The organism is Selenomonas sp. oral taxon 136 (assembly GCF_001554015.1).
In the GTDB taxonomy this organism is placed as follows: Bacteria; Bacillota; Negativicutes; order Selenomonadales; family Selenomonadaceae; genus Centipeda; species Centipeda felix.
Map to the genome: position 1 here is coordinate 2091790 of NZ_CP014239.1, position 20611 is coordinate 2112400.

The 20611-nt window shown below is 58.0% G+C and carries 24 protein-coding genes and 1 pseudogene; 24 read left to right on the forward strand and 1 reads right to left on the reverse strand.

Annotated features, from left to right (window positions below):
- Nucleotide 1: 1 nt before the first annotated feature.
- The 8 genes and pseudogenes from AXE86_RS10000 (at nt 2) to crcB (ending at nt 7090) form a co-directional block, all read left to right on the forward strand.
- Nucleotides 2–1381: a cobyrinate a,c-diamide synthase gene (locus AXE86_RS10000; RefSeq protein WP_061946662.1), complete on the forward strand. Its 1380-nt coding sequence runs from the start codon at nt 2–4 to the stop codon at nt 1379–1381.
- Complete coding sequence (gene cobU / locus AXE86_RS10005; RefSeq protein WP_061946663.1) at nt 1360–1932, forward strand: bifunctional adenosylcobinamide kinase/adenosylcobinamide-phosphate guanylyltransferase; 573 nt, start codon at nt 1360–1362, stop codon at nt 1930–1932. The genes AXE86_RS10000 and cobU overlap by 22 nt, the downstream gene beginning before the upstream one ends.
- A complete protein-coding gene (locus tag AXE86_RS10010) occupies nt 1933–3474 on the forward strand; it encodes a cobyric acid synthase (protein ID WP_061946664.1) in 1542 nt (513 codons plus the stop codon).
- Nucleotides 3471–4426 (forward strand): annotated as a pseudogene (gene cbiB, locus AXE86_RS10015) (adenosylcobinamide-phosphate synthase CbiB). Before AXE86_RS10010 ends, cbiB begins: the two are co-directional and overlap by 4 nt.
- An 11-nt stretch (nt 4427–4437) precedes the next feature.
- Nucleotides 4438–5208 (forward strand): adenosylcobinamide-GDP ribazoletransferase, encoded by a 771-nt coding sequence (cobS, locus tag AXE86_RS10020; RefSeq protein WP_061946665.1) that lies wholly within the window; start codon nt 4438–4440, stop codon nt 5206–5208.
- A complete protein-coding gene (locus AXE86_RS10025; protein ID WP_061946666.1) occupies nt 5196–6074 on the forward strand; it encodes a GHMP family kinase ATP-binding protein in 879 nt (292 codons plus the stop codon). The genes cobS and AXE86_RS10025 overlap by 13 nt, the downstream gene beginning before the upstream one ends.
- 24 nt (nt 6075–6098) lie before the next feature.
- A complete protein-coding gene (locus tag AXE86_RS10030) occupies nt 6099–6722 on the forward strand; it encodes a histidine phosphatase family protein (protein ID WP_061946667.1) in 624 nt (207 codons plus the stop codon).
- The gene (gene crcB / locus AXE86_RS10035; RefSeq protein ID WP_006691328.1) at nt 6719–7090 is read left to right on the forward strand and encodes a fluoride efflux transporter CrcB; all 372 of its coding nucleotides are present in this window, start codon (nt 6719–6721) and stop codon (nt 7088–7090) included. The genes AXE86_RS10030 and crcB overlap by 4 nt, the downstream gene beginning before the upstream one ends.
- Before the next feature lie 276 nt (nt 7091–7366).
- Here crcB and AXE86_RS10040 read toward each other — a convergent pair whose 3' ends face one another.
- A complete protein-coding gene (locus tag AXE86_RS10040; RefSeq protein ID WP_040572719.1) occupies nt 7367–7711 on the reverse strand; it encodes a hypothetical protein in 345 nt (114 codons plus the stop codon).
- Between the two features lie 306 nt (nt 7712–8017).
- Between AXE86_RS10040 and rplU the strand changes: the two genes are divergently transcribed.
- The 16 genes from rplU (at nt 8018) to purF (ending at nt 20609) form a co-directional block, all read left to right on the forward strand.
- On the forward strand, nt 8018–8329 hold the full coding sequence (gene rplU, locus AXE86_RS10045) for a 50S ribosomal protein L21 (RefSeq protein WP_006691324.1): 312 nt from the start codon (nt 8018–8020) through the stop codon (nt 8327–8329).
- 3 nt (nt 8330–8332) lie between these two features.
- On the forward strand, nt 8333–8653 hold the full coding sequence (locus AXE86_RS10050; RefSeq protein WP_061946668.1) for a ribosomal-processing cysteine protease Prp: 321 nt from the start codon (nt 8333–8335) through the stop codon (nt 8651–8653).
- On the forward strand, nt 8650–8952 hold the full coding sequence (gene rpmA, locus AXE86_RS10055) for a 50S ribosomal protein L27 (protein WP_006691322.1): 303 nt from the start codon (nt 8650–8652) through the stop codon (nt 8950–8952). The genes AXE86_RS10050 and rpmA overlap by 4 nt, the downstream gene beginning before the upstream one ends.
- A gap of 123 nt (nt 8953–9075) precedes the next feature.
- Complete coding sequence (obgE, locus tag AXE86_RS10060) at nt 9076–10359, forward strand: GTPase ObgE (protein WP_061946669.1); 1284 nt, start codon at nt 9076–9078, stop codon at nt 10357–10359.
- Nucleotides 10360–10372: 13 nt separating this feature from the next.
- Nucleotides 10373–10672, forward strand: a complete 300-nt coding sequence (locus AXE86_RS10065; protein WP_040572717.1) for a YhbY family RNA-binding protein — start codon at nt 10373–10375, stop codon at nt 10670–10672.
- Nucleotides 10669–11793 (forward strand): glutamate 5-kinase, encoded by a 1125-nt coding sequence (gene proB, locus AXE86_RS10070; protein ID WP_061946670.1) that lies wholly within the window; start codon nt 10669–10671, stop codon nt 11791–11793. The genes AXE86_RS10065 and proB overlap by 4 nt, the downstream gene beginning before the upstream one ends.
- 12 nt (nt 11794–11805) lie before the next feature.
- Nucleotides 11806–13101: a glutamate-5-semialdehyde dehydrogenase gene (locus tag AXE86_RS10075; protein WP_061946671.1), complete on the forward strand. Its 1296-nt coding sequence runs from the start codon at nt 11806–11808 to the stop codon at nt 13099–13101.
- Between the two features lie 142 nt (nt 13102–13243).
- A complete protein-coding gene (gene nadD / locus AXE86_RS10080) occupies nt 13244–13864 on the forward strand; it encodes a nicotinate-nucleotide adenylyltransferase (RefSeq protein WP_061946672.1) in 621 nt (206 codons plus the stop codon).
- Nucleotides 13848–14423: a bis(5'-nucleosyl)-tetraphosphatase (symmetrical) YqeK gene (gene yqeK / locus AXE86_RS10085; RefSeq protein WP_061946997.1), complete on the forward strand. Its 576-nt coding sequence runs from the start codon at nt 13848–13850 to the stop codon at nt 14421–14423. The genes nadD and yqeK overlap by 17 nt, the downstream gene beginning before the upstream one ends.
- A gap of 28 nt (nt 14424–14451) precedes the next feature.
- Nucleotides 14452–15516 (forward strand): LCP family protein, encoded by a 1065-nt coding sequence (locus AXE86_RS10090; RefSeq protein ID WP_061946673.1) that lies wholly within the window; start codon nt 14452–14454, stop codon nt 15514–15516.
- A gap of 3 nt (nt 15517–15519) precedes the next feature.
- Nucleotides 15520–15864: a ribosome silencing factor gene (rsfS, locus tag AXE86_RS10095; RefSeq protein ID WP_061946674.1), complete on the forward strand. Its 345-nt coding sequence runs from the start codon at nt 15520–15522 to the stop codon at nt 15862–15864.
- A 3-nt stretch (nt 15865–15867) separates the two neighbouring features.
- Nucleotides 15868–16767 carry a CvfB family protein gene (locus tag AXE86_RS10100; protein WP_061946675.1) on the forward strand — a complete coding sequence of 300 codons (900 nt, stop codon included), beginning with the start codon at nt 15868–15870 and terminating at the stop codon, nt 16765–16767.
- A gap of 87 nt (nt 16768–16854) precedes the next feature.
- Complete coding sequence (locus AXE86_RS10105) at nt 16855–17805, forward strand: chemotaxis protein (protein WP_061946676.1); 951 nt, start codon at nt 16855–16857, stop codon at nt 17803–17805.
- Nucleotides 17806–17910: 105 nt separating this feature from the next.
- A complete protein-coding gene (purE, locus tag AXE86_RS10110; RefSeq protein WP_009442369.1) occupies nt 17911–18399 on the forward strand; it encodes a 5-(carboxyamino)imidazole ribonucleotide mutase in 489 nt (162 codons plus the stop codon).
- A 39-nt stretch (nt 18400–18438) separates the two neighbouring features.
- Nucleotides 18439–19152 (forward strand): phosphoribosylaminoimidazolesuccinocarboxamide synthase, encoded by a 714-nt coding sequence (gene purC / locus AXE86_RS10115; protein WP_061946677.1) that lies wholly within the window; start codon nt 18439–18441, stop codon nt 19150–19152.
- A 5-nt stretch (nt 19153–19157) separates the two neighbouring features.
- Complete coding sequence (purF, locus tag AXE86_RS10120; protein WP_009442367.1) at nt 19158–20609, forward strand: amidophosphoribosyltransferase; 1452 nt, start codon at nt 19158–19160, stop codon at nt 20607–20609.
- Nucleotides 20610–20611 lie beyond the last annotated feature (2 nt).

The following is a 20611-nucleotide window of genomic DNA, read 5'->3' on the forward strand; positions in this document are numbered from 1 at the left end:
CATGCAGTGGAATATTCCGCGCATTGTGATCGCGGCAACGCAGTCGGGGGCAGGGAAGACAACACTGACGGCAGGACTGCTTGCGGCACTGCGCGCACGCGGTCTTTCCGTACAGTCCTTTAAGGTCGGGCCCGACTACATCGACCTCGGCTATCACCGCATCGCAGGTGGGCGTACGGGGCATAATCTGGATACATGGCTTGTGCCAGAGGCACGGCTCGCGGAGATCTTTGCCCGCGAGTGCCGCGGCGCAGACATTGCCGTGATCGAGGGTGTGATGGGGCTGTACGACGGCGGCCGGCGCGGCATCAGTTCGACCGCCGCCATCGCAAAGGTTCTGGATGCGCCCGTGCTCCTCGTCATGGATGTTAAATCCGTCGGGGCTTCCTCTGCGGCGACAGCACTAGGCTTTCGCAGCTACGATCCGAGCGTAAACCTCGCAGGTGTACTGCTCAACCGCCTCGGCAGCGGGACACATGAGGCGATGGTTCGCACGGCTATGGTGGGGATTGATATGCCCGTCTATGGGTCGCTGCGCCGCGATGCGTCTTTCGTTCTTCCCGAGCGGCATCTTGGTCTGACCCCCGTGGAGGAGCATGAAGCAAAGGCGATGATTCAGAGCCTTGGGACGTGCGTTGAGACGGGACTCGACATCGACCGCATTATGGCTCTGGCTAAGACGGCACCGCCCCTTTCGGCAGCAGCAGGGGGGGGAGAACGCCCACCGCAGCATCCGTGCCGCATTGCCGTTGCGCGCGATGAGGCGTTTTCCTTCTACTATGCGGCGAGTCTCGACGAACTCCGTGCATGCGGCGCGGAGCTGGTGGAGTTCAGCCCGCTGCACGATGCGGCACTGCCGGATGTGGACGGCATCATCATCGGCGGCGGCTTCCCTGAGATGTTTGCCGTAGACCTAGCGCAAAATACGGCAATGCGCGCTGCGATACGTGCAGCGTCGGAGGCGGGGATGCCCATCTACGCCGAATGCGGCGGCTATATGTACCTCATGCGCTCGATGGTGGATTTCGCGGGAGCAGAGCATGAGATGGCGGGGGTGTTCGCGGCGCGGGCGCGCATGACCGAACGCCTGCAGATGGTCGGCTACGTGGAGGCGGAGCAGACGGAGGATACGATACTTGGTGCGGCAGGGCTTATCCTGCACGGGCACGAGTTTCACTTTTCCGTTGAGGAGACGGAGGCGGAAGAGAGTGAGCTCCGTCCTTTCCGCTTAACGAAACTGCGCAGCGGCGCGCAGTATCCAGCAGGACATCGTCGGGGGAATACGCTCGGCAGTTATCTGCACCTGCACTTTGCAGGATGCCGCAGTGCGGCGGAGCATTTTGTGGAGGCGTGTCATCAATGGGGCAGATCATTCTCGTAACGGGCGGCGTCCGCTCGGGCAAATCCTCGTTTGCCGAACGCTGTGCGGCGCGCTGCGCCGCAGAGAGCGGCACGGCCGTCGCCTATATTGCGACCGCGCAGATCTATGATGCAGAGATGCAGCTGCGTGTCGATTTGCATCAGTCGCGCCGTCCGGCAGACTGGACGACCTACGAGGCTCCGTTTTCCTCTGAGAACGCCATACGGGAGGCGGGGCAGGCGCACGGCGTCATCCTCTTTGATTGTGTGACGATGTTTCTCAGCAACGATATGCTCCAGTATTCGGAGGAGGAACAGGAGCGCGACTTTTTTGCACGCCATGTCGAGGCGCGTATCCATGCGCTCATTCGTGCCGCTGAGGAAGCCGATGCGACGACGATTTTTGTCACAAACGAGGTGGGGGACGGGATCGTTCCCGCCAATCGCCTCGGACGGCTCTATCGGGATATGGCGGGACTTGCCAATCAGCAGCTCGCCCGCCGCGCGGCAAAGGTCTATCTCGTCACCTGCGGCATTCCCGTTGATCTCAAAAAGCTGGCGGAGGCGGTGTAAATGGCGAAGAGCATCATGCTGATGGGAACGAGTTCCCATGTCGGCAAGAGCATTCTGACGACGGCACTCTGCCGTATTTTTCATCAGCAGGGCAAGCGTGTCGTGCCCTTTAAGGCACAGAACATGGCGCTGAATTCCTATGTCACGCTCGACGGGCGGGAGATGGGAAGGGCACAGGTCGCGCAGGCGGAGGCGGCGGGACTCGCCCCCGAAGTCGATATGAACCCTGTCCTCCTCAAACCGACGGGGAACGCGCAGTCACAGGTTGTCATCATGGGGGAACCGGTCGGCAATATGAGTGCGCGGGAATACCACACAGGCTATTCGCTCAAGGCATGGGAGGCCGTTGAGGTGTCGCTGGATCGCCTGCGTGCCGCGTATGATCTGCTCGTGATCGAGGGCGCGGGCAGCCCCGCCGAGATCAATCTCAAGGCAAACGATATCGTCAATATGCGCGTGGCAAAGCATCTTCGCGCGCCCGTCCTCCTGATCGCTGACATCGACCGCGGCGGTGCGCTTGCCGCCCTTGTGGGGACGCTGGAACTGCTCGACGCGGAGGAGCGTGCGCTCGTCAAGGGCCTTGTCATCAACAAGTTTCGCGGTGACGTGAGCCTCCTGACGCCCGCCCTTGACTTCTTGGAGCAAAAGACGGGAAAGCCTGTCCTCGGGGTCGTCCCGCACATCGACGCGCTCGGCATCGACGAGGAGGACTCTGTCTCCCTCGACGAGCAGCACTATGGCGATGCGGCCGCCCTCGATGGACAGCTGCGCATTGCGGTCGTTCGTACGCCGAAACTATCGAACTTTACGGACTTTGACGCGCTGGCGCACGAGCCGGATGTCGCGCTCTATTACGTGCGCACGCCAGAGGAACTGGGTCATCCGGATCTCATCCTCCTGCCGGGGTCGAAGAATACGACGGAAGATCTCCTCCATATCCGACAGGTGGGCCTCGCGGATGCCATCCGTGCGTGCGTCACGGCGAGGACGCCGCTCTTTGGGATCTGCGGCGGCTACCAGATGCTCGGGGAGAGGATCTCCGATCCGCTCCATACCGAGTCGGCGCATGATGCGGTGGAGGGGCTGGGGTATCTGCCGCTCACGACGACCTTTGCCGCGCGCAAGCATCTGAGGCAGGTCACGGCGGACTGTGCGATGTTTCCCTTCTTGGGGGAGAATATCTCTGTGCACGGGATGCGGGGCTATGAGATTCACATGGGCGACACCACATTTGCCGAGGAGGTATGCCGTCCGTTCCGCATCGTCCGTGCAGGAAATGCGGAAGAGTCGGTATTGGACGGCGCGGCCTCGGCAGACGGAGGAGTCGTGGGCACGTATATCCACGGCATCTTTGACGATGATCATTTCCGTCGGGCGGTGCTCAACCGCCTGCGTGCGCGGCGCGGCATGGAGGAGCTTCCCATCCAGTACCGCTGCGGGGCGGAAAAGGAGCACGCCTATGACCGCCTGGCTGCGACGGTGCAGCGGAGTCTCGATATGGATCAACTGGCGGCGATCATTGCGGCCGGAGATGCACGATGATCGCCCCGCCCATCGCCGCCATGGCGGCTTTTTTTCTCGATACGATGGCGGGAGATCCGCAGAACCGCCTGCATCCCGTCGCCTTTCTCGGGCGATTTATCGGATGGCTGGATCGACACCTCTATCCAGCCCATGGGGGAGACGACAGGAAGTTCTCCATGGGAACGCTGCTGGTGCTCATTGTCCTCTCGATTTCCTACGCTGCGGCGGAGGGGCTGATCCTTGCTGCGCGGCATCTGCCCGTGGCGTGGGGGGGGATGTTCTTGAAATCATCCTGCTCTATTTCTGCATCTCCCCACGGTCACTGGCAAAGGCGGGGCATGAAATCTATGCCCTGCTCGACGGGGATAACCTTGTGGGTGCACGGGTGCGCGTCGGCTATATCGTCGGGCGGGATACGGCGGAGCTCGACGAGGAGAACGCTGCGCGCGCGGCGATTGAGACCGTCGCGGAGAATACAGTGGACGGAGTCATCTCACCGCTTTTCTTCTTTCTCCTCGGCGGCGCACCGCTCGCCGTGCTCTATCGGGCAGCGAATACAATGGACTCCATGCTCGGCTACAAGAATGATCGCTATCTCTACTTCGGGCGGATGGCGGCGCGTGTGGACGATGTGCTGAACTATGTTCCCGCGCGCATCACGGGCATCCTCTTTGTGATGGCGGCGTTCCTCCTGCGCTATGATGCACGCAACGCGCTCTTTATCCTGCGGCGGGACGCGGCGGGGCATCCCAGTCCGAACGGCGGATATGCGGAGGCTCCTGTGGCAGGCGCGCTGCACATCCGTCTCGGCGGCATCAACTACTACTTTGGACAAAAGCACTTCCGTGCTTATATGGGCGACGCCCACATGGACATTGCCCCCAAACACATCTTGGGCGCGATACGGCTCATGTATACGGCGACGGTTCTATTTCTGCTCTTTGCCTATTTGTTTTCGCTCTATCGTTAAGGATCGGTTCTATGCATTCTTTTTTGATCGGCCTTCAGTTTCTCACACGGATCCGCTTCGTCCGACAGACGACGTGGACGGCGGAGGACTTTGGGCGCAGTACGCGTTTTTTCCCGCTGGTCGGGCTCGTGCTCGGCCTGTGCTACATGCTTGCGGCATGGGTGCTCATCTACTTCCTCGGCGTGCGGTCGCTGACGTGCGTCCTGATCCTCATCCTGCCGATTCTCCTGACGGGCGGCATCCATGCGGACGGCTTTATGGATACGGCGGACGGCATCTTCTCGGGGCGGGAGCGCGCACGTCAGCTCGAGATCATGAAGGACAGCCGCGCGGGCGCATTTGGCGTCGTTTCTTTCGTCATGCTCATGTTCGTGCAGTTTGCCCTGATCTCCGATATGCATCCGCTCCTCTTTGTGCCCGCGCTCTTCGTCATGCCAATCATCGGCAGGCTTGCCATGGTACTTGCGATCGCGCTCTTTCCATACGCCCGACCGGAAGGTGTCGGAAAGACCTTTGCCGATATGGCAGATCGACGCACCGTTCTCATCGCTGCTGTGACGACGGCGGTGCTTGTCCTGCCGTGGGGCGTATTGGCGGCACTTTCGCTGCTGTTGGGCGTGCTCTTTGCCCTTCTTTTCTGCCGTACGATCACCAATATTCTCGGCGGAGTGACAGGTGATGTCTATGGTGCAGTCACCGTATTGACGGAGACTCTGGTTCTCGCTGTCTTTTCCCTGGCATCAACACATCCGAACATTTGGGGGTTATTATGGAAATTATAGCAAAAGCGCCCGCGTCCTGCGGGGAGCTGATCGAGGGCTCTCTTGCGGGAACGCCGTTTCTTGTCACCGCACCGATCAGTATGTATGCGACGGCGACGGTCTCGGATGCGTTTACGGGGATACATGCACTGGGAACCAAGGCGCAGGAAGCACTGCGGCGGACGCTCGCTCACATCGGTGAGGAGGCGTTTCGCTTTGGCATCCGTCTTGAGACGGAGATCCCGCAGGGAAAGGGCATGGCATCCTCGAGTGCGGATATTGCAGCGGTCTCCTATGCCGCAGCGCGTGCATACGGACGGGAACTGACGGGACGCGAGATCATGGACATCGCCATCGCCATCGAGCCGAGCGACGGCATTGCCTTCGCGGGGCTTTCGCACGTCAGTCATACGACGGGGGAACTGTTCGGTCAGTACCATAATGTTCCGCTGCTCGGCGTCTCCATCTTCGATGCGGGCGGTGAGGTCGATACTATCGCCTACTATCAGAGCAAGGGCAATGCAGGCGACCAGGACGACGCCTATCGCGCTCTGCTGCATACAGTCGATCAGGCATTTGCCGTGAGTGGGGCAGAAAAAGAGCGCCTCCTCGGACAGGCGGCGACCGAGAGCGCACGGCGCAACCAGCAGCACCTAGAAAAGCCGGAGCTGGAACGCTTCATCACGGCGGCGCAGAGCAGAGGAGCGCTCGGTGTACTGGTGGCACACAGCGGCACGGTGGTCGGTGCACTCTGGGCATCCGATTTGTCGACGGCGGCGATCGACGCGCGTACGCATCAGCTGGCACAGGAATTTTACGGCACGTATGCCTTTATGCGTCAGGAACGGCTGATCTCGGGCGGCGTTGTCTGTGAGATTCGCGCATAGAAAATCATAGGAAGGGGAAGGGAAATGACGGAAATTATCATCATACGTCATGGGGAGACCGAGTGGAATAAGACGGGACGCTTTCAGGGACAGTCAGATGTGCCGCTCTCACCGGAGGGACACGCACAGGCAGCACTGCTCGGCCAGCATCTCGACGTCGACCACGCAGATGCATTCTATGCGAGTGATCTCATACGGACGATGGAGACGGCGGCACCGCTTGCAACGCGTCTCGGTCTGACCGTTGTACCCGATCCTGCGCTGCGCGAACTTCACTTTGGGGCATGGGAAGGGCGCTTCTTCAGTGAGATCAACACCGAGGATCCCGAGACGCTGAAGCATTTTTACCGTGATCCGGAGCATGCGAATATTCCGGACAGTGAGGACTTTTCCGTGTTCCAAAAGCGCATCGCAGGGCGTGTGCGCACGATCGCCGCAGAGCATCGAGGCGAGCGCGTCATCATCGTCTCGCACGGGGCGGCGATCCGTATTCTGATCGCCGACATACTTGCCATGCCGATCCGCTCGATCTGGCACGTTTCTCAGCTCAACACGGCGGTCAACTGCATCCGCTTCGAGGATGACGGTTTTGCTGTATTGACGCGCATGAACGATGTGGCACATTTGCGTGCGGGGACGGTACAATGAGCGTCCTTGCCGTCGGGCTTGGCGGTGCGGTCGGAGCGATTCTGCGCTTTCTGCTGGGACAGGTCGTGCCGAAACTCGGGAGCGGTTTTCCTCTTGCTACGTTTGCTGTCAACATCCTTGGATGTTTCGCCATCGGCGCCGTCGTCGGTCTGGCGGGACGTCAGAGCGGCCTTGACCCACGCCTTGTCCTCTTCCTCCAGACAGGGATATGCGGCGGCTTTACGACATTCTCCACCTTTTCGTTGGAAACGCTTTCTCTCATCGAGAACGGAAAGCTCGCCGTCGCCCTTGCCTATATCGCGCTGAGCATCGTGCTCGGCATTCTTGCCCTCCTGCTGGCAAAGCATCTGGTGAGCGGCTGGGAATAGGGGCATCTCCTATCCATTTCAATCATTTGGGGCGCTGCGTAAAGCCATACAACTTCGCTCAGCAGCCCTGCCTTCTGTGCATGGCGGGCTGAATCGCTTTTCCCGATAGAGAAATGCTTCAAGAGCCTGTATGGGAATATTGTTTTGTTGGCATGCGAAAATAAAATCTTTGGCGGTATGATTAAAGAATAGACATATATTATCGTAAATAATGATCTTGTTTCGATAGTTGTTTATGATATCGTTCACAGAACAGTTCCTTTTTGAGCATCAGCCTCATTGAGGGGATTTCTCTAAAGATATCTTCGTTCCGATAATTCTTATTGTGTCACCAGAGTTCAACGTTATGGTCAAATGCAGTTGTCCATTTGGAGATTGCCGTATTTCTTCTGAGAAAATATATGTTCCTCGTCCCCATGGTTCTTCGAATGATATGTCAAAATGTGATGTGTTCTCCATAATTAGAGCTGCTGCCTGTTCTGCGTTTCTTATGGGAGGAAATTGGGGCAGTATCAATGATATGACAATCCTTTTTTCTTGATATAAAACCGCTATATCTTGCAGTAATGAATCATGCAAATCTATTTCTGAAATTTGGAAGTTCTGACATATCGGTTTCATTCTATCTGTCTCCTTTCAATGGATGAGTTTGTCTTACTTATGGAGAGAGCCTTCTTTATGCCATGAAGGATGCTCTGTCTTCTGTAATCCACACTAATAATAACATGAGTCAGCGGAGAATGACAGCAGAATCGAGGGAGTGTTCTATCTCTCCGTCTTGACAACTGCCCTTTTGATATGCTATTATCCCCTAATGTAGGCGTATAGCCTGTTTGGGCGAAAGCCCATCCCCAACCGCACGGCGAGGTCACACAATCGGCGCTGCCGAACCGCAGCCGGCGAGTAACGTGATAGGGAGGTGTTTTCATGTATGCAATCGTAAAGACGGGCGGCAAGCAGTACAAGGTCGCTGAGGGCGATACCATTTTTGTGGAGAAGCTCGAGGCGGGCGAGGGCGAGGCTGTCGTTTTCGATCAGGTTCTGACCGTTGTCAACGGTGCAGATGTCAAGATCGGCCGTCCGATGGTGGACGGTGCGAAGGTGACGGGCAAGGTCGCGGCACACGGCAAGGGCAAGAAGATCCTGGTCTTCAAGTACAAGGCGAAGTCGAACTATCGCAAGCGTCAGGGGCATCGTCAGCCGTTCACGAAAGTCGTTATCGAGAAGATCGAGGGCTAATCCGTGATTTCGGTCAAGATCTTCGTGAATGAAGATGGGATGATCGACGGTTATGCTGTTTCAGGGCACAGCGGAACGGCGGCACGCGGACAGGATATTGTCTGTGCCGGTGTATCTGCGCTCACGCAGTCCGCGCTTCTCGGAATAATGGAGCATCTGCATCGCGCCGTCACCTATGACATTGCGAGCGGCAACCTCCGTGTGCGGCTCTCTGAACCGCCGGATGAACCCAGTGAAGCGATTCTGCGAACCATGTGGATGGGACTCGCAGAGATTGAAAAGATCAGCCCGAAAGGCATTCAGATTCAGGCAGTAAAGGGGTGAATAATTTGTTCTCGTTTGATTTGCAGCTTTTTGCACATAAAAAGGGTGTCAGCTCGACGCGCAATGGACGTGACAGCCATTCGAAGCGCCTTGGCGTGAAGGAGCAGGCAGGCACGCATGTGACGGCAGGCAGCATCATCGTACGTCAGCGCGGTACGCATTTCCATCCGGGGCACAATGTCGGCATCGGCAAGGATGACACGATCTTTGCAAAGATTGACGGCAAGGTCGCCTTTGAACGCAAGGGACGCCATCAGCGTCAGATCAGCGTATATCCGCTTGCGGGCGCAGCGGTCTAAGTACGGAAGTTTGATATGCAGAGATGCCTGTACTCTCTAGTACAGGCTCTTTTAGAAGCTGTTTTCGCAGGTGAGAGTGCACTTGCGAAAACAGCTTATTGTGTAAAGAGGGAGGAGGGACGTATGCAGTTTATCGATCGTGCCCAAATCACGGTGAAAGCGGGGGACGGCGGTTACGGCAAGTCCGCGTTTCGCCATGAAAAGTTTATGCCCCAGGGCGGTCCTTCGGGCGGTGACGGCGGACGCGGCGGCGATGTGATCTTTCGTGCCGACCGCAATCTGAATACGCTGCTCTCCTTTCGCTATCGCCGCAAGTTCGTCGCGAAGAACGGCGAGAACGGTGAGTACAAGAACCAGTTCGGTAAAAATGCGCCCCCCCTCTATGTCGATGTCCCGCCCGGCACGATTGTGACGGATGAGGCGACAGGAGAGGTGCTTGCCGACCTCGCAGAGATTGGGATGGAGGCGGTGATTGCACGCGGCGGACGCGGCGGGCGCGGCAATGCCAAGTTTGCCAACTCTGCCAACCGTGCGCCGTCCTTTGCTGAGTTCGGTGAGCCGGGCGAGGGACGAAAGCTTCGCCTTGAGCTGAAGCTGCTTGCCGATGTCGGGCTGGTCGGCTATCCGAGTGTCGGGAAGTCGAGCCTTGTCGCTTCCTGCTCGGCTGCACGTCCCGAGATCGCAGACTACCATTTTACGACGATTACGCCTGTCCTCGGCGTTGTCCAGACGGACTATGAGAAGAGCTTCGTCATGGCGGATATCCCCGGGCTGATCGAGGGCGCCGCCGACGGTGTGGGGCTGGGGCATGACTTTCTGCGCCACGTGGAGCGCACACGGCTGATCCTGCACATTGTGGATGCTTCCGGGATCGAAGGCCGTGACCCTGTAGAGGACTACTACAAGATCAATGCGGAGCTGGCACGCTACAGCGAGAAGATTGCACGGCGCACACAGTTCCTTGTCGCCAACAAGGTCGATCTTCCCTCTGCGGCGGAGCATCTGCCGCGTCTGAAGGAGCTCGCCGTACAGGAGGGGCTTGCGTTCTTTGCGATCTCTGCGGCGACGCGTGAAGGCGTGCAGGAGCTGATTGATCGGGTCGGTGCGTGGCTGGACGCCTATGTCCCTGAGCCGGAGGCGGAGGAGGACGATGTCGTCGTCTACGATCAGAATGCGGACGATGACGAGAAGGTGACGGTCTCACGCAACGATGCGGGCGATTTCGTCGTCTCGGGAAAGGCCATCGAGAAGCTGGTCGCTATGACCAATTTCAACAATGATGAAGCCGTGCGCCGATTCCAGTATATATGGCGGCTCAAGGGGCTGGATGAGAAGCTCCGTGCACGCGGCATCAAGGAAGGCATGACCGTCCACATCGGTGATATGGCGTTCGATTATCAGGATTAACGGAGGAAAGACGTTGCTGCGAAAATCACTTTCCAGTAAGCAGATACGAAAGCTGCGCTCCCTCGGCATGACGGAGGAAGCGGTCGTCATGATCGGCAAGGAGGGAGTCAGTCCTGCTGTAGTGGCATCCGCACGTGAGGTGATAAAAAAGCGCGAGCTGATCAAGGTGCGTGTTCTGCAGAATGCGCCGGAGGAACCGGCAGACGCGATTACCATGCTTGCCGAGCGCGCCGACGCCAACCTCGTTCAGGTGATCGGCAGGAACGGGCTCCTGTTCAAACGAAATTTTGACAAGCCGAGGATTGAGCTGTGAATGCGCGGGCGCGTCTCTCCGAGGCGAAGCGCATTGTCGTAAAGGTTGGAACAAGTACGCTGACGCATCCCTCGGGCGGAATGAATCTGCGCCGCATCGAGCATCTTGTGCGTGAGCTGATCGACGAGGCCAATCAGGGCAAGGAGATTCTCCTCGTTTCCTCCGGTGCGATTGCGGCGGGGATGAATGCGCTCGGCATGAAGGAACGTCCTGCAGCGGTGCCTGCGCGGCAGGCCCTTGCAGCGATCGGTCAGGGATACCTTCTCCACATTTATGAAAAGCTCTTTCATGAGTATGGACGAACGATGGCACAGGTGCTCCTGACCAAGGAGAATGCGGCGCGTCATCATCAGTACATCAACTCGCGCCGTGCCCTTCTCGCCCTGCTCGATATGCAGGTCATTCCCGTCATCAATGAGAACGACGCTGTGGCGGTGGATGAGATCAAAATCGGAGACAACGACAGCCTTTCGGCGGTTGTCGCGGCACTTGTCGATGCCGATGCGCTCATTATCCTTTCGGATATCGACGGAGTCTATACGGCAAACCCGCGGACGGATGCGTCGGCGCAGCTGATCTCCGAGATCGCAGAGATTACGCCCGAGATTGAGCATCTTGCGGGCGGTGCCGGATCAGTGCAGGGCACGGGCGGGATGCAGACGAAGATCGAGGCGGCGAAAATTGCGCGCAATGCCGGTGCGACGATGGTGATTGCGCGCGGTGATGAGGACGGCATCATCCGCAACATTCTGCGTGGGGAGGAGATCGGGACGATCTTCCCTGCGCGTGAGGCACATCTCAGGACGCGCAAGAGCTGGCTCGCCTTTGGCAAGAAGCTCGCGGGAGAGCTTTCTGTCGATGCCGGGTGCGCGGCAGCGATGCGGCGCGGTGCGAGTGTTCTCGCCGTCGGTGTGACGGCCGTGGACGGCGACTTTGCCGCGGGCGAGATGGTGCGTGTGCTCAGCCCTCAGGGACAGGAGATTGCCCGTGGGATCACCGCCTACGGCACGGCGGATATAGCACGGTTGATGGGACATCAGACGCAGGACTTTCAAGGTCTTGTCTCAGACGCATCACATGAGGAGATCATACACCGGGATAATTTGGTGCTGATGCAGTAAGGAGCGACGGCGATGATGGAGCAGGCAGTGCGGGCGCAGGCGGAAGCCGCAAAGGAGGCATCCTATGCTCTTGCGGTGCTCCGCAGCGATGTGCGCGATGGGGCTCTGCATGCGATGGCGGCGGCGCTGACGGAGCACGCGGCGGAGATTCTGCAGGAGAACGCCGCCGATGTGGCAGACGCTGAGGCGGCGGAGGTGCGCACTTCCTACATCGACCGCCTGCGGCTCACGCCGGAGCGCATCCATGCGATGGCGGAGGGGCTGCAGCTGACCGCAGCGCTTCCTGACCCGCTTGGGCGGGAGGACTACGCTGTGCGCCGACCGAACGGTCTGGAGATTCATCGTGTCCGCGTCCCACTCGGGGTTGTCGGCATGATCTACGAGGCGCGTCCGAATGTGACGGCGGATGCGATCGGGCTCTGCCTGAAGTCAGGAAATGCTGTGCTCCTGCGCGGCGGCTCGGATGCTCTGCGCTCCAACGCCGTTATTGCCGATGTCCTTTCACGCGCTGCCTATGCCGCTGGTATTCCTGCGGGAGCCATACAGATGCTCGCGATGAAGGAGCGCAGTGCCGTGGATGTGATGACGCATCTCACGGGGCTGCTGGATGTCCTCATTCCGCGCGGCGGGGCGGGGCTGATCCGCCATATCGTGGAGAGCAGCAGCGTCCCCGTAATTGAGACGGGATCCGGTATCTGTCATATCTATGTTGACCGCAGTGCAGACCTCACGATGGCATGTCGTATTGTGCGGAATGCCAAGGTTTCGCGCCCCTCAGTCTGCAACGCGGCAGAGACCGTGCTCGTGCATCGTGATATTGCCGCTGCATTTTTGACGCAGATGGCAGAGCAACTGCGTGTCGATGGAGTGGAGCTGCGCGGCTGTGCAGAGACGTGTGCGATTCTCAGCGACGTGGCTGCGGCAACGGAGGAGGACTGGGCGACGGAGTACGGTGACCTCATCCTCTCCGTCCGTGTCGTCGCAGATATGGATGCCGCACTGCGGCACATCAATCGCTATGGGACAGGGCATTCCGAGGCGATTGTGACGAATGACATCCGTACGGCACATGCCTTTCAGCAGAGGGCAGATGCCTCGACGGTTTATGTCAATGCTTCGACGCGGTTTACGGACGGGTTCGAGTTTGGCTTTGGTGCGGAGATCGGCATCAGCACACAGAAACTTCATGCGCGAGGTCCGATGGGGCTCGAGGCTCTGACGAGTACGAAGTATCTTGTCTATGGCGAGGGGCAGGTGCGGGAAAATACGCCTGCTGCATCGGAGTCGTGCGGCGGATGCGGCGCCTGATCGGATATTGGCGCACTATGCGGCAGTATGCAGAATCGCCGAAGGGACGGCATGATCTGCGTGACTATCTGTATGCGGGGGCGACCTTCCTACTGCTCTGCACCGTTCTTTTGCTGGCAGTCTGCATCGTGAGGTGAATCGGATGGAAAAGCGCATCGGAATCATGGGGGGAACGTTCGACCCGATTCACATGGGACATCTGATTACGGCGGAGATGGTGCGCGCGGAGGCGGAGCTGAATGAGGTGCTCTTTATCCCTTCCGCACGTCCCCCGCACAAGGACGGCACACGTGCGGCATCCATTGCGGATCGTTTTGCCATGACGGCGTGTGCCATACAGGACAATCCGAACTTTTCTCTTTCGGACATGGAACTGCGTCGGGAGGGACCGTCCTATACGGTGGATACCATAGCGGCGCTCCACGACCAATTTGACGGGGCGGCGCTTTTCTTTATTACGGGTGCGGATGCGATGAATGATCTGTACCGATGGCATGAACCGCATCGCCTCTTGCAGTCCTGTCAGTTCATCGTGGCGACGCGGCAGGGGACGCCGCTTGATGAGACGCTTCTCGCGGAGCAGTTTACAGCGGAGGAGCGCCGCCACATTCACGTCGTTCCGACGCCACATCTGGAGATCTCGTCGACGATGATCCGCGCACGCGTACGCGCAGGAAAATCCATCCGGCATCTTGTACCGCGTGCCGTAGAGGAGTATATTGTAGGGAGGGGGTTATATCGTGCGCATGGACATGACGTATGAGGAGATGCGCGCTCGTCTGACAGAACGTCTTGCGCCGGGACGCTATCAGCATTCGCTCGGGGTGGCGGATACGGCGGCGGAACTGGCACGACGCTTCGGCATGGACGAGGAACGCGCACGTACCGCAGGGCTTCTGCATGACTGCGGGCGCACCTACGCGACAGCGGAGCTTCCCGGAGAGGCGCGGCGGCGCGGGATTCCCATCGGCAGGATCGAGGCGGCGATGCCCCTGCTCCTGCACGCCTACGTGGGCGCCTATCTCATCTATGAGGACTATGGCGTCGATGACGCGGGCATTGCGCAGGCGATCTGGCGGCATACGGTTGGGGGAAGAGGGATGACCGCGCTCGATCAGATCATCTACTTTGCAGATATGATTGAGCCGTCGCGTGAATATCCGGAGGTGGAGCATCTGCGGGAGCTCGCGCGTACGGCATCACTCGACGCGATGCTGCTGGTCGGACTCACGGAGTCCATCCGATTCGTTCTGAAAAAGGGAGGGCTCGTTCATCCGGATACGGTGGCGGCACGGAACGAACTGCTTTTGCGGCAGCGCTGAGCAGAGGGAAAAAGGGGGGAGAGGGGCGTTGTCCGATTATGATACGGAGGATCTCGCGGCACAGCTGGCAAGCGAAAACTCGCGCGAGAACATAAAGCGACGCCGCACACAGCGTGCACGCCGCCGACGCATGGCCGTCCTGCGCGGACTTTTTCGCCTGATCTGCACGGTCTTTCTCCTCGTCTTTGTCGGCATCTCGGGCTATTATCTGATCGGATGGGGTGTTGAGGCGTACCATGATATACGGGAAATGTATGAGGCATATCTCGTTCGTCAGGAGGAAAACCGCGGCGAGGTCGATGTGCGGTTTGACGGCTATACGAATGTTCTCGTGCTCGGTCTCGACGATGCAGTGAATATGGACGAAGCACCGGAAAAGCGTGCGGACGCCATTCTGCTCATGAGCATGGAGAATGCGACGGGCAAGGTACGCATCCTCAATATCCCGCGCGATACGTGGGTGCCCATGGCTCAGGGGAAGGGGGAGACGCGCCTTTCCCACGTCTATGCAGTGGGCGGAGCACCGTTGATGGTGCGGACGATCAATCAGATGTTCGACATCTCGATTCATCAGTACGTTGTCATCGATATGGATACCTTTGAGAAGATTGTCGATGCTGTCGGGGGAGTCGATCTCTACGTTGAGCGGGATATGGACTATGATGATCCGGAGGCGGGTCTTTCCATTCACATGCGTCAGGGGTATCGCCATCTCGATGGGGCAGAGGCGGAACAGTACCTGCGCTATCGCGGGGATGATCTCGGCGACCTCGGGCGCACGCAGCGGCAGCAAAAATTTGTTAAGGCGTTCTACGCCAAGCTGCTCCGTGTAGATACGCTGCCCAAGATCCCACAGCTTGCCGATATACTGAAACAGGATGTCACCACGAGTGCCGAGCTCTTTGACTCGGTGCACATCGGGAATGTGGTGCGGAAGCTGAATGCACAGCCGCCGCGCACCATCATGCTGCCGGGCGATTTTGCGCGGGATGATGATACGGTGTGGATTATGGATCGTGCGGCGACCGATAAGATCATACGTGAACTCTTTCCGTCGGAGGAGACGGAAGGAGAGCAGAAGAAGGAGGAGTAGAGTTTGACAGAGCAGGAAAAATGCCGTGTGATTCAGGCGGCAGCGGATGAAAAGAAGGCGCGCGACATCGTACAGATGGATATGGTCGGACTGATGTCGACCAATGACTATTTTATTATTTGCTCCGCAAATACTACGACGCAGGTGCGCGCAATCGCAGACAATATCGAGGAGAAGATGGAGGAGGCAGGGGTGAACTTTCTCCACAAGGAGGGCTACCGAGAGGGCGAGTGGGTGCTGCTCGACTACGGTGATACGGTGGCACACATATTTCAGCAGGATGCGCGCGAGTACTATGCGCTGGAGCGGCTCTGGGGCGATGCCAAACTTACGCCCTATGAAGAATAGGCCGTGGCGGAGCTGCAAAAGCCCGTGCCTGCGCACCGTAAATACGGCCCCAGTCAGGTGGCGGAACTCACTGCCGTGCGCGAATCCGAGTGGGGCGTCTTTTTGGATGCAGAAACGGGCAATACGAGTGATGATATTCTGCTGCACACGATGCAGCAGACTGCACCGGTCAAGGTGGGCGACCGCGTCCGCGTCTTTCTTTACCTCGATCCAAAACGGCGGCTGACGGCGAGTATGCGTACACCGCGCATGAAGGAAGGGCAGGTTGCTCGTCTGCGTGTCATCAACGTGACGAAGGAAGGCGCCTTTCTCGATGTCGGAGCAGAGCGCGGCATTTTTCTGCCTTACGCAGGGATGCGCGGACGGCCGCAGGTCGGTGAGGTAGTTTGGGCGAAGCTCTATACGGATAAGTCCGGGCGCCTTGCCGTAACGATGGAGGTGGAGGATGAGCTGCGCCGTGCCTCTCGCCCTGCCACGGGTGTGCATGTAGGCGATCGGCTGAGAGGCTCTGTCTATAACATTACAGAACGCGGTATTTTTCTCTTTACTGAGGAGCACTATATTGCGTTCATCGATCATCAGGAGGCTCCGTGGCGGCCGCGCGTCGGCGAGACCGTCGAGATTCGCGTGACTTATCTGCGTGAGGACGGGCGGCTGAACGCGTCCCTGCGCCCCCCGAAAGAGGACGCGCGTACGCTGGATGCTGATCGCCTGCTCGCACTTTTGATGGAACATGGCGGAAAGATGCCGTATACGGACGCGACATCTCCTGCGGTGCTTAAGGATCGTTTCGGGATCAGTAAGGCCGCATTTAAGCGCGCCCTTGGGTATTTGATGAAGGAAGGCCGCATCCATCAAGAGGATGGATGGACGTACTTATTGGAAGAACACAAAAAGAACTAGTTTTTTCTTAATCCAAGGAAGGATTTTTTCTTCCAAGGGCGAATAGAGAGCATAGCGAAGAATGTTGACGTGCAGGGGGAGAGATAAATGGCAGATACGGTAACCGAAGAGAAAAAGGGCATCCTGCTTGAGACAGGAACAAACGAATTTGAGATTGTTGAGTTCAGCATAGGGAAAGTGAACTACGGCATCAATGTCGCGAAGGTACGCGAGGTCATTACGCGTGTGCCGGTGACTGCCATGCCAGAGGCCCATCCCTATGTCGATGGCTTGTTCACACTGCGCGGTAAGGCAATCCCTCTTGTCAATATGGCACGCTGCCTTAATCTCCAGACGTCGGATGAGCTGCAGAACATCATCGTGACAGAGATCAATAACTATGACATCGGTTTCCTCGTTGGCAGTGTTTACCGTATCCATCGTATCTCGTGGAAAAATATGGAGCCGGCACCGAATGTTGGTGAAGGGTCGCGCGTGGTCGGCATCATCAAGATGGAAGATCGCATCGTTCTACTGCTGGACTTTGAGACGATCATCGCGGAGATCAATCCCGAGATCAACCAGAAGCTCACGACGGTTGCCGAGGCAACACAGGATGCCAAAACGCGGCGCGGTACGGCGCATATCGTCATCGCCGAGGACTCCAAGATGCTGCGTGAACTCCTTGTGACGACGCTGCATGAGGCGGGCTACAAGTTCATCCGTGACTTTGGCAATGGACAGGATGCGTGGGAGTATCTGCAGGATCTTGCACGCAAGAATGGGCCGATCGAGAACCACGTCCGTATCATCATCTCCGATGTAGAGATGCCAAAGATGGATGGACATCGTCTGCTGAAGCTCGTGCGCGAGGACGACCGCCTTGGGGAGGTTCCGCTTGTTCTCTTCTCCTCCCTCATCAGCGAGGAGATGAAGCGCAAGGGCGAGAGCCTCGGTGCATCGGGACAGGTATCAAAACCAGAGATCAATCAACTGATCGATCTTCTGGACACACTGATCTTTGGTGAGCCCCTGCACGATACAAGCAAAGAAAATTGAGACTTGTTCTATGGGACTGCTGTATCCTGCGATACGGCAGTCCTTTTTTCGTTCTATTGACATGAATTTGAAATCTCGCTATCATAGGCATGAGGAGATGATAATATGAAGGTAGCAGTTTTGATGGGCAGCGATTCTGATTGGCCGATTCTGAAGCCGGCAGTTGAGCTCCTGAAACACTTTGGTATCGAGCCAGTTGTTAAGGTGGCGTCAGCACATCGTACGCCGTCTATCGTTCGTGATTTTGTTATGGAGGCAGATCACGACAAAGAATTTGCCGCATTTATCGTGGCGGCAGGGGCAGCGGCGCATCTCGCAGGTGTCGTAGCGAGCTATACGATCAAACCGGTGATCGGAGTTCCGGTCAATGCGACGCCGCTGAACGGGATGGATGCGCTGCTCAGCACGGTGCAGATGCCGTCGGGCGTACCCGTAGCGACCATGGCAGTCAACGGTGCGAAGAATGCGGCAATCTTTGCAGCGGAGATCCTCGCCGTATACGATACTGCCATCGCCGAGGCACTCATGGACTATCGGGAAAAGATGGTGCTGGAGGTCGAGAAGAAGGCAGATCGCGTCGCGGCACAGCTCTAAGGGATTTTTCTATTATTTGGGAAGAAAGGCAGGACAACGATGGAGCGTAAAGAGGCTCTTTATGAGGGAAAAGCAAAGATCATTTATGCGACGGACAATCCGAATGAGTACCTTGTCTACTACAAGGACGACGCGACGGCGGGGAACGGTGCCAAGCGCGGCACGATCGTGGGCAAGGGGATCATGAACAACAAGATGTCGGCATTTTTCTTCGACCTGCTGGCGAAGGAGGGCATCGCTCATCACTATATCTCCATGCCGAGCGATCGTGAGATGCTCGTGAAGAAGCTCACGATTGTTCCGCTTGAGGTCATCATCCGCAATGTGGCGGCCGGCTCGCTCGCCAAGCGCCTCGGGCTCGAGGAGGGCGTACCAATGCCGTTCCCGGTCATCGAGTACTGCTACAAGAACGATGATCTCGGCGATCCGATGCTCAACCGCTATCACATCCGCGCCATGAAGATCGCGACGGATGCGGAACTGGACGAGATCGAACGCATGTCGCTGAAGATCAATGATATCCTCACGAAGTTCCTCAAGTCCAAGAAGGTGGATCTCATTGACTTCAAGCTGGAGTTCGGCAGAGATGCCGACGGGAAGATCATCCTTGCCGATGAGATTTCGCCGGACAACTGCCGTTTCTGGGACAGCGATACGAAGGAGAAACTGGATAAGGATCGTTTCCGCCGCGACCTCGGCAACGTAGAGGATGCCTATAAGGAGATGCTCCGCAGGCTGACGGGAGAAGCATAAGAGCGATGTACGAAAAAGTGCCAAAGTGGAAGGAAGAGTGCGGCATCTACGGCGTGTATTCTCCGACGGAGGATGTGTCTGAGATGACGTATCTCGGTCTCTTTGCGCTCCAGCATCGCGGACAGGAGAGTGCGGGTATTGCGCTGACGGACGGTGCATGGATTGACGTCAAAAAAGGGATGGGGCTGGTGACCGAGGTGTTTCGCTCGGAACTGCCTCATCTTGACCATGCCAAAATTGCCATCGGTCATGTGCGCTATGCGACCACGGGGTTCAGTCTCGCTGCGAATGCACAGCCGCTGCGCGTCAACTATGCCGGCGGTGCGCTGGCACTGGCGCATAACGGCGACCTCACCAATGCCGCATGGATTCGCCGCGACCTTGAGAGCAAGGGTACGGTGTTCCAGACGACGATCGACTCGGAGGTCTTTGTCCATCTGATCGCACGCTCACAGAAGGCGACCATCGAGGAGCGCATCTTGGAGACCGCGCAGAAGGTACGCGGCGCATTCTGCCTGACCATCATGACGGAGAACAAGCTCATCGGTGTGCGCGATCCGCAGGGCTTTCGTCCGCTTTGTATCGGACGGACGGAGGAGGGCGGCTGGGTGCTTTCCTCCGAGACATGTGCGCTCGATGTCAACGGAGCTTCCTTCGTGCGCGATGTGCTGCCGGGAGAGATGGTCGTCGTGGAGAACGGGGCACTTAGGTCCTACCGTTTCACCAATGGGCAGGATGTTGCTTCCTGCATCTTCGAGTACATCTATTTTGCACGCCCCGACTCGATCATCGATGGACAGAGTGTTCATGCAGCACGCTTCGAGATGGGGCGTGTTCTGGCGCGCGAGTCCGGGCTTCGCGGTGATGTGGTCATCTCGGTGCCGGACTCGGGAACGACGGCAGCGACGGGATTCGCCTATGAGACGGGCATCCCGTTTGCGGAGGGCCTCATCAAGAACCGCTACATCGGACGGACGTTCATCCAGCCGACGCAGAAACAGCGCGATACGGCGGTCAAGCTGAAGCTGAGTCCCGTGCGCTCTGTTGTTGAGGGAAAGTCCGTCATCATGGTGGATGACTCCATCGTGCGCGGCACGACGAGCGGCAAGATCGTACGGCTCCTGCGGAATGCCGGAGCGCGTGAAATCCATGTTTGCATCAGCAGCCCGCCGATCACCGATCCCTGCTACTACGGCATCGATACGTCGGTGCGCAAGGAGCTGATCTCGGCGACGAAGAGCCTTGAGGAGATTCGCAATTTCATCGGTGCGGATTCCCTTCACTTCATCTCCATTGAGGGATTGCGGACATGCGTACCTGCCCTCAATCCGGATCACATGTGCTACGCATGTTTTAACAATCAGTACCCGGTTCCCGAGGAGGATGCCGCCCTCGACGCGGGCGACGCGATCACGCGTGAGCAGCAGCGGCTTGCACAGCGCGAAAGGGGGATGTAAGT